6 protein-coding genes are annotated in these 16,070 nt (G+C 44.9%); all 6 read left to right on the forward strand.

The genetic code is table 11. The features are described 5' to 3' along the window. Positions 1-17 precede the first annotated feature (17 nt). The 6 genes from NST69_RS05715 to NST69_RS05740 all read left to right on the forward strand — a co-directional run bounded on the left by NST69_RS05715 (position 18) and on the right by NST69_RS05740 (position 16,061). A complete protein-coding gene (locus tag NST69_RS05715) occupies positions 18-1,181 on the forward strand; it encodes a U32 family peptidase (RefSeq protein ID WP_036727811.1) in 1,164 nt (387 codons plus the stop codon). Positions 1,182-1,709: 528 nt separating this feature from the next. After that, positions 1,710-3,560 carry a hypothetical protein gene (locus NST69_RS05720; RefSeq protein ID WP_155991592.1) on the forward strand — a complete coding sequence of 617 codons (1,851 nt, stop codon included), beginning with the start codon at positions 1,710-1,712 and terminating at the stop codon, positions 3,558-3,560. 22 nt (positions 3,561-3,582) lie between these two features. Then, positions 3,583-4,554 carry a serine hydrolase gene (locus tag NST69_RS05725; RefSeq protein ID WP_036727815.1) on the forward strand — a complete coding sequence of 324 codons (972 nt, stop codon included), beginning with the start codon at positions 3,583-3,585 and terminating at the stop codon, positions 4,552-4,554. A 24-nt stretch (positions 4,555-4,578) separates the two neighbouring features. Continuing rightward, entirely contained in the window at positions 4,579-11,766 is a 7,188-nt protein-coding gene (locus NST69_RS05730; RefSeq protein WP_036727817.1) for a non-ribosomal peptide synthetase, read from the forward strand. Positions 11,767-11,781: 15 nt separating this feature from the next. Next, entirely contained in the window at positions 11,782-14,970 is a 3,189-nt protein-coding gene (locus NST69_RS05735; protein ID WP_340955268.1) for an amino acid adenylation domain-containing protein, read from the forward strand. Beyond that, complete coding sequence (locus NST69_RS05740; RefSeq protein ID WP_342548717.1) at positions 14,967-16,061, forward strand: 3-dehydroquinate synthase II; 1,095 nt, start codon at positions 14,967-14,969, stop codon at positions 16,059-16,061. Before NST69_RS05735 ends, NST69_RS05740 begins: the two co-directional genes overlap by 4 nt. Positions 16,062-16,070 lie beyond the last annotated feature (9 nt).

The following is a 16,070-nucleotide window of genomic DNA, read 5'->3' on the forward strand; positions in this document are numbered from 1 at the left end:
ATGGAGGTTATGCTAAAATGAGGTTTTTCAGTATTCCGGCGGATTTCAAAGAGACTACAATCAACGGGTATGTTGAGCTTGCCAAGCAATATCCCGGTAGTCAGGTACTCGAGACTTACGGGCAAATATCCATTAATAACTCTTTTGAATCGGGACGGATCAACGAATATTTACCCCAGATTGACATGTATGATTTGACAGAATACATCCGGTATTGTGAAGCGAAGGGCATTGGTTTTAACTATGTTTTCAATGCACCTTACATGCATAACCGTGAGTTTACTGCAGAAGGCGTGAAGGAGACGAAGCAGTTTATATCCGCATTATATAAAGCAGGGGTCAGATCGTTGACCGTAACACTCCCATCGCTGATGGATCTTGTGAACTCCATGGAGTTGGACATAAAGATTAAAGCGTCTGTCATCTGCCAGATCAATTCCGTAAACAAAGCTCTGCACTACAAGAAGAATGGTGTAGACCGTATCGTGCTGGACGAATCAATCAACCGGGATTTTGACATGCTCCGGAGAATCGCGAGCGCTTTCGGCGACAAATCGGAAATCATTATTAACTCCCTGTGCCATCAGGAGTGTACGTACCGGATGTTCCATTACAACCAGACAAGCGGTGTTGTACGGGATCCTATGGATACAGGAACAAACTACTATACAACCAGGTGTGCGCTGAAAATTTTTCAGGATGTAAACCAACTTATGAAGTTGTCTTGGATCCGTCCTGAGGACCTGCATTACTATGAAAGCATCGGAATCCGCTATTACAAATTACAAGGCAGAGAATACGTGAACCGCGGGAATCCGCTTAAGGCAGTGGAAGCATATTTCAGAGGGTCATTTGACGGGAATCTGATGGAATTGCTGGATATGTTCTCATCGAATTATGCTTATAAGTTTTCAGTTGACAATAAGCTGCTCGATGGTTTCCTCAAACCTTTCTACGACATTCAGGGATATTGCAAAAAAGACTGTACAAGATGCAGTTACTGCGACAGGTATGCCAGCAAAAGTGTTGTGAGTGACGGAGTCAATGAAATAAGCGCACTCGCCAAGGATTTTCATACCAAATACGATGATTACAAGAAATTTGTGCGAGCTGTTGATCATGACAAGAAAGAAGAAGCTTCGAGCACTGTAGGCGGTATGGAAATCGAGTTTGATTTCTAAGCTTGTATATACCGGGGAGGAGTTACGATGTCATCGCTCAAAATCCACAGAGCGCGCCTGCATAACTTAAAGGAAATCTATGTTGAAATACCGAAGCACCGGTTAACGGTCATTACCGGACCGAGCGGCTCAGGTAAATCAAGCCTTGCCTTTGATTTGATTCATTACGAAGGCACCAAACGTTACCTTAGCGCACTTGGAGAATGGGATCTGAATTATGAATATGAGACTACTTCCTTCGACAAGATGGAGGGACTTAACCCGACGGTTGCGGTGGAACAGAAGCTTGTCCGGCAGAGCAATCCCCGCAGCACGGTCGGGACGAAGCTGGGAATGAACCGGTTGCTGGAGTTGTTCTTTTCACTTTACGGAACGTTGGAATGTACGGTATGCGGTAACACCGTAGCCGTCAATACAAGTTGTAAGGTTTGTGGGAGCCGCCACGGGGAATACGTCCCTTCAGCATTCTCGCCTAACTCCAGCATCGGCATGTGTTTTCAATGCTACGGACGGGGCGTTATCTCCCATGTGGATGAAAAAAGTATATTTGAAAAGCTAATGTTATCCAAAGCAAGCCTGTACAACGATACGAACCGGAATTTGAAACAGGAGCTTCTGCGTTATGCGAAGCTGGCAGGGTTTGATGCCAATCTGCCGTATTCCAAGCAGTCTCCCGCAATACAGCGTGACTACTTGTATGGGAGCAATGAATTTTATTTTATTGGCTATATTCCCTACATTAATCAAATCTACGCTCAAAAAGATATTGAAGACTGGGCAGAAACCACGGTTTGTCCTGGGTGTGAGGGCAGCGGACTGGCTCCGGAGGTTCTGAAGGTAAAGGTATTGAACCACCATATCTCATACCTGAAATCCATTTCGGTTAAGGAGCTTTACGGGATTCTGACTGAGGCAGCCGAGCACGGGCACGATGAGCGGTCCGTGCAGCTTGCCGAGCTTATGTGCAGAAAACTGCTGCATCTATTGGATGTCGGATTGTCCTATCTCTCTTTGCAACGCAGAATTCCAACGTTAAGCGGAGGAGAACTGCAAAGACTATATCTGGCTTCATTCTTTGATATTGAATTAAATGAGATCATGTATGTTTTTGACGAGCCTACAGTCGGGCTGCACGAAATTGAGAAAGATAAGGTTATTAATAAGCTTCTTAAGTTAAAGGAAGCCGGTAATACCGTTATAGTCGTTGAACATGACCATATGATGCTAAGGGCAGCGGAGCACATTATTGAATTCGGACCCGGCGGTGGACAAGAAGGCGGACAGATTCTGTTCCAGGGAAACTATGAACAGTTCATCAGCTGTAAGGAGAGTGTGATCAGCCAATATATTGCAAAGGAACAAGTGCAGCGTTTGCTGAGAAGAAGAGATCTGATTATAACTGCAGATACACCGCGTCTTAGCCTGTATGGGGTTAACACAAACAATCTGAAGGATATCCATGTTGCCATTCCACTGGGCACAATGGTTGGAGTTGCTGGCGTATCCGGAAGCGGCAAAAGCTCCTTGATCACGGACACGCTTGTTCCGGCACTGCAAGAGCACTTGTCCAAGGGAAGAAAGAGTGTTGCCGGTTCCACACATTTAGATGGAGCGGAGCATATTAGGAAGTGCCATTTAGTTGAACAAAAGCCTATAGGCAGGGCCAAAACGTCCATTCCTGCCAGTTACATCGGAGTTTGGGACCTTATCAGGCAGGCGTTTTCCAAGCAAGCCATTGATCAGGGAGAGCATTATACCGAAGGAGATTTCTCCTTCAACTCCAGGGGAGCTTGCCAGCAATGCCGTGGTGACGGTATCGTTGAGATCGCCCGGTTCAGCCATGTTTGTCCCAGCTGCGAAGGGAAGCGCTTTAAGCCTGAAATTCTTCAAATCCGGTATCAAGGCTATACCATCAGTGACGTTTTGCGGATGACCGTACAAGAAGCCTCTGGAGTATTTGTTCATGATCCAAAAATCGCAAGGATTCTGTTAACCATGGTCAATGTAGGATTAGGTTATATTGCATTGGGGCAACCGATTACAACGATTAGCGGCGGAGAGGCCCAGCGGATAAAATTGACTAAGGAATTAGCCGATCACAAGCATACAGGACAGCTGTTTGTTCTTGATGAGCCTACTTCGGGCCTTAGCTATCATGATATAGGCAAGCTGCTGACCTTATTAAATGAATTGGTTGGAAGAGGGAATAGCGTGATCGTGATTGAGCATGACGCCTTGTTTCTTTCATGTTGTGACTGGATTTTGGAATTGGGTCCGGGAAGCGGGGAACAGGGCGGCTCTATCATTGCGGAGGGGACGCCTGAGATGCTAGTCCATAATCCGCATTCGGTTATAGGAAGCTTCTTATATCTAAACTAAAACTACGGAGGCTAGCAATACCATGGTGGTTCACGGATCAAAGATATGGCCGGCGGAGGAATGGGAATACGGCACTCCAAGCTCAGCAGGAATCGATCCGGAGCTGTTATGGAATGCCAGTAAGCATCTTCAGAGAGATTTCCCCCATGTATACAGTTTTTTAGTAGTACAACATGGAAGAATCGCCTTTGAACAGTATTACAGAGGAACAAGAGAGACTGATAAACGGGATATTCTGTCTGTGAATAAAAGTATACTGTCAGCTTTGGCCGGTATAGCCTTAGCTAAAGGATACCTGTCGAATACGGATCAGCAAATCATAGAACTGTTTCCCGAGTTTCTCAGCAAGGATTGTGATCCAAGGATACTCTGTCTCAACATCAAGCATCTATTAACGATGACATCGGGTTTCTACTATCCCAGACTTGCAGCCGACAGTCAGCCAATGGTTGACAGGATGCGCAGGTCTGATAACTGGTTAAGGTATATTCTTGAGCTTCCTGTCAAGAACAGGGCGATGAACCGGTTTCAATATAATAATTTCGATGCTTGGCTTCTTTCGGCTGTGTTACAGAGAGTAAGCCAAATGTCAATTTACGAATTGGCCAACAAGTGGCTGTTTGGTCCAATCGGTATACACGCCGATGCTTGGGAATGCGAGGATCCGCAGCAGCATTTGGCCGGAAGCTTGCATTTAACTGCAAAAGATATGGCCCGGTTCGGTTATTTGTACTTAAATGAGGGGGATTGGAACGGTGTACAAGTTATCCCCTCCACTTGGGTAACTGAATCCACCGCCGGAAGCGGTCCCTATTCATATTTGTGGTGGCTGCATCCGCATGGCTATTATGCCTCAGGGGCCGGGGGAACAAGCATAATCATTCTGCCTCAAGCGGATATGGTTATTGTTTTTCAAGCTAAACATCTGAAGCGGTTCCGCCATCCTATGGAGGCGATGCATACACATTTATTCCCATACATCGGCTTAAGTTAAAAACATCTCTTTGGAGGCGCAAAAATGAATGAATCTCTTCTTTCATCAGGTTTACAAAGTGAAACGATGAATTACTGGATCGAAAAGTTCAGGAAGGAATACCAGGAATTGAGACTTCCAAAAGATTATTCTGCTCAGGGAAATGAAAAGGGTGAGTATCTTTTTAACCTACCAGCCGAATTATCGGCGCAAATCTTGCGGCTCGGGAAAAATCAGAATTTAGCGGTGTTTACCGTGATCTTATGCGCATTGCATGTTTTCCTAAACAAATGGTGCGATCAGGATGACATGACGGTTGTTATTCCTGCGTTAGCAGAAGAATCGCTGAATCCGTATTTGTTTCTCCGAACAGAAATCGACCCTGAACAAACATTTAAGAGTCTGCTGTTTCAGGAGAAGCAAAGCTTGATGGATGCCTACAAGCATCATTATTTCTCTATCCGCAGATTAAGTGAGCTTCTTGGAGAAGAAGCTGCGCAATCTGTATTCCGGGTGGCATTGCATATGCAGGGGTTACACCGGGAAGAATTCATCACCAGCCTTAGCTCCAACCCAAATAATGAGTTAGTGTTCTCCTTTGCTCAGACTGACGGGCTGATTAAAGGGAAGGTACTGTACCGCTTGGGCAGTTTTGACGAAGCTACCATTTGCCGGATTACAGAATGGTTCATTCAACTGTTCATGCAGGTGATGAGCAGTATGGAGCGCCCGATACAAGAGTATGAGTATATTACATCTGAAGAAAAAAATACAATCATATATGAGTTCAATAACACAAAAGCCTACTATCCGAAGGATAAACTCCTCTATGAGCTCTTTGAAGAGCAGGCGGCCAAAACGCCGGATCAAGTGGCCATTATCTGCAAGAATGAAAGAATGACGTATAAAGAAATGAATCGGAGAAGCAATCAACTGGCCAGGAAATTGCGTTCACTGGGAGTAGGATGCAATGAATCCGTTGCGATGTATTGCCAGCGTTCTCCTGAGATGCTGGTCGGTATCATGGCTATTCTTAAGGCGGGCGGATGCTACCTGCCGATTGATCCCAAATGTCCCATTGAAAGACGGGATTATATGCTGGACTTCAGCCGTGTGAGGGTGGTCTTGACAGACCACAGCTGTCCCGGGCTTGAGAAGCAAGGCCTGGAGATCATTGCCCTTGATGAAGCGGCGAATTATTCCGGGGAAGCTACCAATATGGCTCCTGTCAATTCCCCGGCAGACCTTGCATATGTCATTTATACATCGGGTTCGACAGGAGTGCCAAAAGGGGTTATGGTTGAGCACCATTCCGTTGTGAACCGGTTGCATTGGATGCAAAAAAAATTTCCGTTACAGCGCAATGACGTCATATTGCAGAAGACCCCCTATACCTTCGATGTTTCGGTTTGGGAGATTTTTTGGTGGTCTTTCCAAGGTGCGAAGGTATGCATACTAGAGCCGGAAGGCGAAAAAAACCCCATTGCAATACTGGAAGCTATTCATCAGGGCGGGGTGACGGTGATGCACTTTGTTCCGTCGATGCTTGATATCTTTGTCGATTATGTTCAACAAACCGGGAACGCACATCTTATGGATACAGTAAAAGTAGTGTTTGCCAGCGGAGAAGCCTTGCACGGAAAGCATGTACAAAATTTCCACTCCGTCTTCCGGAATAAGCAATTGGTGAACTTGTACGGGCCGACTGAAGGAACCGTTGATGTTTCGTATCATGTGTGCAGTGAATCGCATCAGGCTGATGCAGTCCCAATAGGCAAGCCGATTGATAACATCGGATTGTTTGTAGTTAACCGCAGTAATCAGTTGCAGCCTGTCGGGGTACCGGGAGAATTGGTCATCACAGGTGTAGGGGTTGCCAGAGGTTATTTGAATCAGCAGGACCTCACTGATGCCAGATTTAAAGATAACTGCATTACCCATGAGGGACAGATGTATAGAACCGGCGATTGGGCAAAATGGACAGCCGGCGGTGAGCTGGAATACATTGGCCGGATCGACTATCAAGTGAAAATTCGAGGAAACCGGATCGAAATTCCTGAAATTGAACTGCAGCTTTTGAAGGTTGAAATGGTGAAGTCTGCAGTGGTGCTGGTTCAGGAGGACCGTTCCAGCAATAAGGAATTGACCGCGTATTATGCTGCAGGTAAGGCCGCGCCGGCGGGGGAGCTCGCTGCATTCTTAAGTGCTTATTTACCGGGTTATATGATTCCTGCCCGCTTTATCCATTTGGATGAGATGCCGTTGAATGCCAATGGGAAAATTGACCGGCATGCACTGAAGATGTTAACAGAGCAAGTAGATCACGGCCAGGAGCAGCCTGCAAATGAAATGGAACGTAGAATCCATAAAGCCTGGGCGGGGATTTTAGGTTTGAGTGAGTTTGGAATTGACGATAACTTTTTTAACTTGGGGGGAGATTCCCTTAAGGCTATTCAGATTGTGGCAGCTTTGCAGAAATCACACATTGAATTGGATATCAGCTATATATATGAACATCCGACGATTCGCCGATTAGCCGTGCATGCGAAACAAAATGAATCACCTGCGAACGATTTATCCGGTGCTATCGAGCGTGTCGAAAAGCTCAGGGACACCATCTTAAACGATCCGCTGCAGGCAGCTTTTCTTCCTGAGCAATATGAAGATTTTTACCCGATCAGCGATATTCAGTTGGGCATGATCTTTTACTCATTGAAAAACTCCGGGGATGCTGTTTATCATGAACAATTTGTTTATGAAATTGAGGATGACTGCTTTGTATTGGAAGCGCTTAATAAATCCATGGGATTAATGCTGAAGAAGCATCCTATTCTCAGAACCACATTTGATATTCAACATTTTCACGAGCCGGTTCAGATCGTTCACAATAATATGGATTATATTATTGATTACATAGACATAACCGGGTACTCCAAAGACGATCAGCAAAGAATCATCGCTTTATACCAGGAAGAGGATAAGCGTAAGCCTTTTATTTACCCGTTGCAGGAAGGGTTCTCGCTGTTGTGGAGAATGAAGGCATTCCAAATTAATACTCAATCCGTTTGCATCTGCTGGAGCTTCCATCATGCTTTGCTGGACGGTTGGAGCAACGCAACCTTCAGTACGGAAATCATTAATACGTATTTCCAAATGAAATCAGATGGCTTCGCCGTGTTTGAGAAATTAAGCAGTACGTATTATGACTACGTTCTCTATCAATTATCGCTGAAGGAAAAGAACGACATTTATCACTTCTGGGAGGAAGAGCTAAACGAGTATAAGCGCTCTCAATTCCCTAAACGCAGTAAGGAGGCGGGAGAAGGGGCGGAGAGTAAGGCATCCATATTTAAGATTGATGAGATTACAACACAATCGCTGAAGCAATTTGCTGCCCAGAATCAAGTTTCTTTGAAAACCGTCTTATTCAGCGCTTATCTGTATATGTTGAACCTGTATTCCCACGATAATGATATTGTAGCAGGTATTGTAGATCAGAACAGGCTTATGTCTGAGGATAGTCATAAGATACTGGGTTGCTTCCTGAATACGATTCCTGTTCGCTTTCAGTTGGGGGACAGCCGGTTGACTTGGAGGGATCTCATCCATCGCGTTGAAGAGAAGTTAACAAAGCTAAAGTATTTTGGAAGAATGCCGTTATATGAGATTTCCAAACATCTGGGTGAAATGGGCAACTCCAATCCGTTTTTCGATACCCTGTTTAATTATGTAGACTTCTATGTCTATAACGAAGTGAAGCAGGACCTGTCAGCGAAGAGTGAATTGTCGATCAGTAACTATGAACGGACCAATACTTTATTTGATTTTACGATCAGCAATTTTGACTCAGAACTGGAAATCAGAATGATTTATAAAGAAGCCTATTTGCCGGTTGCCGAAGTCGAAATATATGCCGATTACTATCTTGCTATTTTGGAGCAATTCATTAAGAATCCCGATATCCAGACTAATAAAGAACAGATTCTGAATGACCGGGAATTGGAGCGGATGAACGCTCTTAATGAGACGCAGAAAGAGTATCCATCGAATACAACCATCCATCAGCTTTTTGAGGAGCAAGCGGAGTTGTTCCCGGAGAATATTGCACTTCTCTTGGAAGATGCAACGATCACGTATGGCGAATTAAACCGGAAGGTCAATCGATTAGCGCACTGTTTAACACGGGAGTTCGGAATACAACCGGGTGATCGGATAGCTATTTGTATGCATCGCGGGTTCGATATGATCGTAACCTTACTTGCGGTCATGAAATCGGGGGCGGCATACGTTCCAATCGAACCTGATTATCCGCAGGAAAGAAAAGAAGCGATTATGAAGGATGCGGAAGTCCGCTTAATGGTGTCAGGTGACGCGGAGGAAGGGATATATCATCCCCGTCTCTTACGGTATAACGACAAACACTTCAGGTCATTTCCATCGCATAACAACGATGTAAGAGTAAGCGGAGTGGATGTAGCTTATATAATTTACACATCAGGTTCGACAGGAACCCCCAAAGGGGTAACCATCGCACATCATTCCGTGGTGAACTTGATTTGTTGGGTGAATCAGCGCTTTGACATCGGACGGGATGATCGGCTTTTATTTGTGACTTCAATTAGCTTTGATTTATCAGTTTATGATTTATTCGGGATTTTATCGGCAGGTGGACAAGTTGTCATAGCAGATAAAGAAAGCGTTATGGATCCACGTAAGCTGCATAATCTTTTGTACGAGCAGAGAATCACCTTTTGGGATTCTGTTCCCTCAACGTTATCGCATTTGGTCGGATACATGGAAGACAGCGAGTTGACGACCAAGCAGACGTATCTGCGGCTGGTGTTTATGAGCGGAGATTGGATCGGTGTCGGATTGCCGGCCCGCATACAGGGCTTCTTTCCAAATGCCCAATGTATCAGCCTCGGCGGTGCTACAGAAGCGTCAATATGGTCGATATATTATCCGATAGAGGAATCATGTGCGTATGAGGTAAGCATTCCTTACGGAAAGCCGATTGACAATAATCAGTTTTACATTTTGGACAACAGCCTGCAGCGTATGCCCTATGGAGCTGTCGGAGAACTATTTATCGGCGGTGCGGGGCTCTCCCTGGGATATCACAAGAATGAGGGCATGACGAAGGAAGCCTTTCTTAGTGATCCCTACACTGGCAAGCAGTTGTACAAAACCGGTGATATGGGCAGATTTCTTGCGGACGGCAATATTGAGTTTATGGGAAGGTTAGAGCAGAACCAGGTCAAGATCAGAGGATTCCGGGTTGAACTCGGAGAGATCGAATACCAGTTAAGGCAGCATGAGGCAATTAAAGAGGCTATTGTATCGGATTTCTTGGATGAAGACCGTCATCGTTCCTTAGTCGCGTATTATCTCCCAGTAATCAAGGGCATATCCTTGAATTTACGGGAGTACCTGATGGAGAAGCTGGCCGATTACATGATTCCTTCTTACTTTATTGAAGTGGATCAATTTCCTCTTAACGGAAATGGCAAGGTGGATAAAAAGCAGCTCCCAGCCGTAAAGAAGAATCACCATCAGCCGGACACAACTCCTTATGCAGCGCCTGTAACAGAGCACGAGAAGATATTAACGGAGATTTGGCAGGCAGTGCTCGGTTACGAGCGAATCGGAGTGGAGGAGAACTTTTTCCAGTTGGGCGGAGACTCCATCAAATCTATTCAAATCTTGTCGCAGCTGCATAAGCATCAGATGTACTTCGATATGAAGGATTTGTTTGAATTTCAGACGATCAGCAAACTAAGTGAATGTCTTAAGGATACCAACAGCAGCATTGACCAGAGCCTCATCGTAGGAGAGATTCCTCTGATGCCGATTCACCATTGGTTTTTTGAAGTTGCGAACGGCCAGGTCAACCACTTCAATCAAGCCATGATGATTCATCGGGAGGGCGGGTTTGACGAGGCCTTGGTACACAGTACCTTCGACTCTATCCTGATGCATCACGACGTCTTAAGAAGCATATTTGCCAGGAAGGGTACAAGAACCGTTCAGATCAACAGGGGATGGGATAGCGGTCTTTTCTCATTAGAGAGCTTTGACCTTTGCGGACTGGACGAGGAGCATTCTAAGCGTATCCTCCGGGAGAGTGCGGATGCTATTCACAGCAGCTTGAATCTGTTAGAAGGACCGCTTGTACGCTTGGCCCTGTATGAGTGTGGCACAGATAGCCGGTTGCTTGTCGTTATTCATCATCTTCTTGCTGACAGTATCTCTTTGAATATTATTTATGAGGATTTTGTTTCAGGGTATGAAGCGCTTCTCCAGGGCAAGAGCATTACATTCCCGGACAAAACGCATTCATATAAGGATTGGGCAATACAAACCATTGAATATGCCAGTTCTAATTTGGACAACGAACTGCCGTATTGGAGAAATTTAAAGAAACTAGCGGCTGGAATTGAATTGAAGAATGAACTGGGCGGAACAGCAGGCACAGTTGGAGAAAGTGAAGTCATTGAGGTTGCAATACCGAGCTTGGATATCGATGCTCTGCTTACGAAAGCCAATCTTGCATTTCATACCGAGATCAGCGATCTTCTGATTACCTCTCTGATGCTGGCTTTTCATAAGTGGTCCGGAATGGAACGATTGCTTCTACAGATGGAGTTGAGCGGAAGAAGCAATGTCCATAACGGGGGGAGCACGGAGAGGACGGTTGGCTGCTTTGATACAAGGGTTCCGGTTTTAATAGAGATGAAACAAGCCGGCGACTTATCCTACAACATCAGAAATATCAAGGAGACGATCAGAAGAATTCCTAATCAAGGAGCGGGTTTTGGAATGCTTGCCTATTTAACTCCAAACCGCGAACAAATTGAAATCACGCCTGCAATCAGTTTTTCGTATAGTGGGCAATCCGAGAAGGGAACGGCTGAGAAGATACCGGGTTTCCTTGTATCCAGTCAATGCGGTCAGACGATAAGCCCGTTGTTTCCGCAGACGGTTGCTTTGGAGTTTAAAGCCTGGATCAATAACGATGAGCTGGTGACATCCGTCCGTTTCAGCAACAATCAATACCGGTATGAATCAATGCAGAGCTTGATGAATTTATACTTTGAACAATTGAAGGGGATTCTGGATTATTGCATGCTGCGCGATACGCAAATGAAGACTCCTTCAGATTTGGGGTATCGGAAGAATCTGCGAATTGAAGATCTGGACAAGCTCACTCAACGAATCAAAAATCTCAAATAGCGGAGGATTGGAGCCTTGGAAACGACGATAAATGAAATTGAAAGTATTTTACCGTTGACACCTACACAGGAAGGAATATTATATCATTCTCTGCGGAGCGGCAACCCGGAAACGTACTTCGAACAATGCAGCGTTATGGTAAAAGGAGAAGTAAACTTAAAGATATTCGAGGAAAGTCTAAATTATTTAATCCATCGGCACCAGGTGCTTCGCAACATATTTGTTTATGAGAACGTAGAGGATTTCCTGCAGATTACACTGGAGCAAAGAATAGCCCGCGTCGCCTGTCATGACTTCTCGCACTTGGAATTGGAGGAACAGAGCGCATACATTGAGCGCTTAAAGGCAGCAGATCGGACACGGGGGTTCAAATTACAGGAAGACCTGTTAATCAGGGCAACACTGGTGAAACTTGGGCAGAACCGCTATATGATGATCTGGTCTTACCACCACATTATTTTGGACGGCTGGTCAATGGGGATTCTGTTCAATGAGTTTCTTGTTGTTTATCAATCCTTGTCCCAATGTAAGCAGCCAAGCTTGGACGAAGCTGTACCGTTCGGAACATTCGTGAAGTGGGTGGAGGAACAAAAAGACTATAAAACGAGTTCATTGTTCTGGAAAGGATATCTTGACGGCTTAAAAGTGACGACAGGCTTACCCGCGCTGCTAAAGCAAAAAAAATCCGGGTTTCTTCAGAAGCAATTTGAATTCAGTTTGGGTGAAGAATGGACGAATTGGTTGATTGTATTTGCCAAAGACAACAAAATATCCATAAGCAACTTGATTCAAGCCCTGTGGGGAATACTTTTGTCCCGCTACAACAGTACAAACGATGTATTGTTCGGCTTGGTTGTTTCCGGTAGAAATCCCGCCGTGGAGGGAATCGAAAAAATGCCGGGACTGTTTGTAAACACGGTTCCGTTGCGAATGAATATTCCGAAAGGAATTCCCTTCAGCAATCTGCTTAAACAAATACAAAAAGAGTCGATTGAAACAACTGCTTATAGTCATTACCCATTGAATTCTATACAGGCTATGAGCCCGCTTCAGAAGGAACTGTTCGATAATATCTTGGTCATTCAGAATTATCCCATCAACGAGAATATAAGAGCTGGCAGTGAAGAGAGCGGGCTTCCTTTTGAAATTGAAGAGACTCATATGACCGGCCAGACTAATTACAACTGCACTGTAACGGTTCCGATTATGAAGGATGGAATAACCTTTCATTTCAGATACAATGCAAATGTTTATCAGCCGGAATTTATCGAATCGATCTCTTGTCATCTACGAAGTCTGATCCAGCAAGTATTGGACAAACCGGAAATGCCGGTGGAACATATGGAGATATCGTCTCTGCAGCAGCATCTCATCCCGTATAGCTTCAATAATGTCAGCAATCATTACTATACACAGAACATCCATCAAATATTTGAGCAACAGGCAGAACTATCAGCAAGTACCGCTGCGGTCGTCTTTGATAATAAGACATTTAATTATAACGAGATTAACCGTCACGCGAATAGGCTTGCCCGGTATTTAAGAGACAGGGGGGTTGGACCGGAACGTGTTGTTGCATTACTACTGGAGCCTTCTGTTGATATGATTGTGGGCGTTTTAGGCGTTTTAAAAGCAGGGGGAGCCTATCTTCCTATTGACCCTGAATTGCCGGAAGCAAGAATTAAGTATTTTTTGCAGGATAGCCAGACTGCCTTGGTATTGACGAACATGGATGAAGTCCCGCCCGGAATTGATCAAGATGTGATCAACCTTGCCGACATTAAATACGAAGATTATGACGATGTTAATTTGCTCCCGCTGGCAGAACGAAACCACATGGCTTATCTCATCTATACCTCGGGTTCAACCGGAACTCCAAAAGGAGTTGTAATTGAACATCAAGCGGTTGTCAATTTTATTGAGGGGATGAATGAGAAGATTGATTTTGTTTCCCAGCAGACCATATTATGTTCTTCTAATTTTTCTTTTGATATTTTTGTAATGGAGACACTTCTGCCTTTATGTATAGGCATGACGGTTGTCATCGCCTCGAAGGAGGAGCAAAAAAATCCAAGGCTGCTGGCTCAATTAATTGGAAATGAACGAATTAAAATACTGCAATTCACCCCGTCTAAGCTGAAGCTTATACTAAGCGACAATATATCAGCCCCTGTCTTACAAAAGGTGAATATTGTGATAACCGGCGGAGAGCCGCTGTCACCTCCGCTGCTGCAGCAGCTTAGGGAGAATACCAGAGCAAGAGTATACAACGTTTACGGCCCTACCGAATGCACTGTATATGCAACAGTGGAAGATATGACAGATAAGGACGATGTCACAATTGGCGGCCCGATCACAAATATGCAGATTTATATTATGGACCACAATATGTGTCTGCAGCCGCCGATGGTGTACGGAGAGTTATATATCTCGGGTACCGGACTGGCCAGAGGATATACGCAACCCGGCTTAACCACTGATCGGTTCGTATACAGCAGACATTCCCAAGATATCAGAATCTATAAAACCGGGGATATCGCAAGATGGGGGATGAATGGTGAGCTGGAAATAGCGGGGCGAATGGATGACCAGATCAAGATACGCGGTTACAGAATAGAACTCGGAGAAATTGAAAATGTCATGTTGGGCCTGCCTGGAATTACAAATGCTGTTGCAGTTGTGACCGATGACGATAATGAACATTCTCAAATCGTAGCGTTCTATATTTCGGGTACTTCCGTGACCCCTTCAGAACTAAGGGAGCGGCTGGAGCAGCTGCTTCCGCAATATATGATTCCTGGGCAGTTTTTTAAGGTAGACCAGCTTCCTCTAACTGCTAATGAAAAGATTCATAAAAATGTCCTTGCCCAAATGGCCCGGGAGCTTGCAACCAGCGTGATTGCCATGGAACAGGAGGACATGTCCTATTTGGAGGATGAGGACTTTATGAACATTCGGCAGATATTAGTGGATATTCTGAGCGTTGAGCCAGAGCTGGTGAAGCCGAAGGTACTCCTGAATGATCTGGGCATGTATTCACTGGAATACATCAAGCTGATCGTGATTATCGAACAAATTACGGATATTGCCTTTGACGACGGAGAGCTAGCGGGTGACCATTTAAGTACGGTTGAAGATCTGGTTACGTTTATGAAATCCAAGAAACAACTCCAATCCATTAGTGAAAGAGATGATGACCTATGAATAAAACGGTATGGTTTGACGGAAGAGAAATTGAAGCTGCAAGCAATCTTTGGCCGTTGCTGTTCAGCCAGCGGTTTGAATATGCAATCGTTCAGCGGAGCGCCTTGGGAATATTGAAAGCTCCCAGCAAATTAAAATTTATTGTGGAGTGCCGGAATGAAGAGGACTGCGAGGACCTTAGCATGGAGGTCATTATCATGTCCAGAAACAGGGTACTGTTGGAATCCAAAAAAGCAGAGGGCTATCTCACTGCATTTATTCAACAAATTGGAAATCAAGAGGAAATGGACAGCGCCTGGCAAGCCGGAATGAAGCATGACTTTTTGATCGCAGAATTTAAGGATGTTACCAACATCCCCTTGGAGCTGTTAATCGCCCGTCTTCAACAGACCGACACGAAAATTCTTAAGGCGGTGGATAGCGCACAGGATGCGGAAATTGCATTCGGTGTAATGGAAGTGGGATGTCATGGTGTAGTTCTAGAAACGAAAGAGGCTGCCGAATTGGTGAAAATGAATGAATTACTCGGTAAACAGGAACAAGGCAAGTTGAATCTAGTCAAAGGTGTCGTTAGAAGTATAGAACACATTGGTATGGGGTACAGAGCTTGTGTAGATACCACCAGTCTGATGACGCAAATTGAGGGCATGATCATCGGCTCTACTTCAAGAGGAGGGCTATTGGTCAGTTCGGAGACCCATTATCTTCCCTATATGGAGCTAAGGCCGTTCCGTGTCAATGCGGGAGCCATTCATTCATATATTTGGACTCCGCAGGGGATGACCGAATATTTGGCTAACCTGAAGGCTGGCAGTAGAGTGCTATGTGTGGATGTAGAAGGGAATACGAGGGAAGTATCTGTTGGCAGAGTGAAAACGGAAATGAGACCTTTAATAAAAATTGAGGTTGATGCCGGGAATGAGGTTATCAATACAATTGTACAGGATGATTGGCATATCCGCATTTTAGGATTTAATGGAGAACCCTATAACGCTTCGACATTGAAGCCAGGGGATGAATTGGCGGCTTATATTTGTTCGGGAGGCCGGCATGTCGGGATTAAAATTGATGAGCACTTTGAAGAGAAATAATCCAATACT

The organism is Paenibacillus sp. FSL P2-0089 (assembly GCF_038595095.1).
In the GTDB taxonomy this organism is placed as follows: domain Bacteria; phylum Bacillota; class Bacilli; order Paenibacillales; family Paenibacillaceae; genus Paenibacillus_AQ; species Paenibacillus_AQ silagei.

What these genes read in the sequence shown, in the direction of transcription:
- NST69_RS05715 (WP_036727811.1), top strand. Translation starts at nt 18, where the DNA reads ATGAGGTTTTTCAGTATTCCGGCGGATTTCAAAGAGACTACAATCAAC.
- NST69_RS05740 (WP_342548717.1), top strand. Translation starts at nt 14,967, where the DNA reads ATGAATAAAACGGTATGGTTTGACGGAAGAGAAATTGAAGCTGCAAGC.
- NST69_RS05730 (WP_036727817.1), top strand. Translation starts at nt 4,579, where the DNA reads ATGAATGAATCTCTTCTTTCATCAGGTTTACAAAGTGAAACGATGAAT.
- NST69_RS05725 (WP_036727815.1), top strand. Translation starts at nt 3,583, where the DNA reads ATGGTGGTTCACGGATCAAAGATATGGCCGGCGGAGGAATGGGAATAC.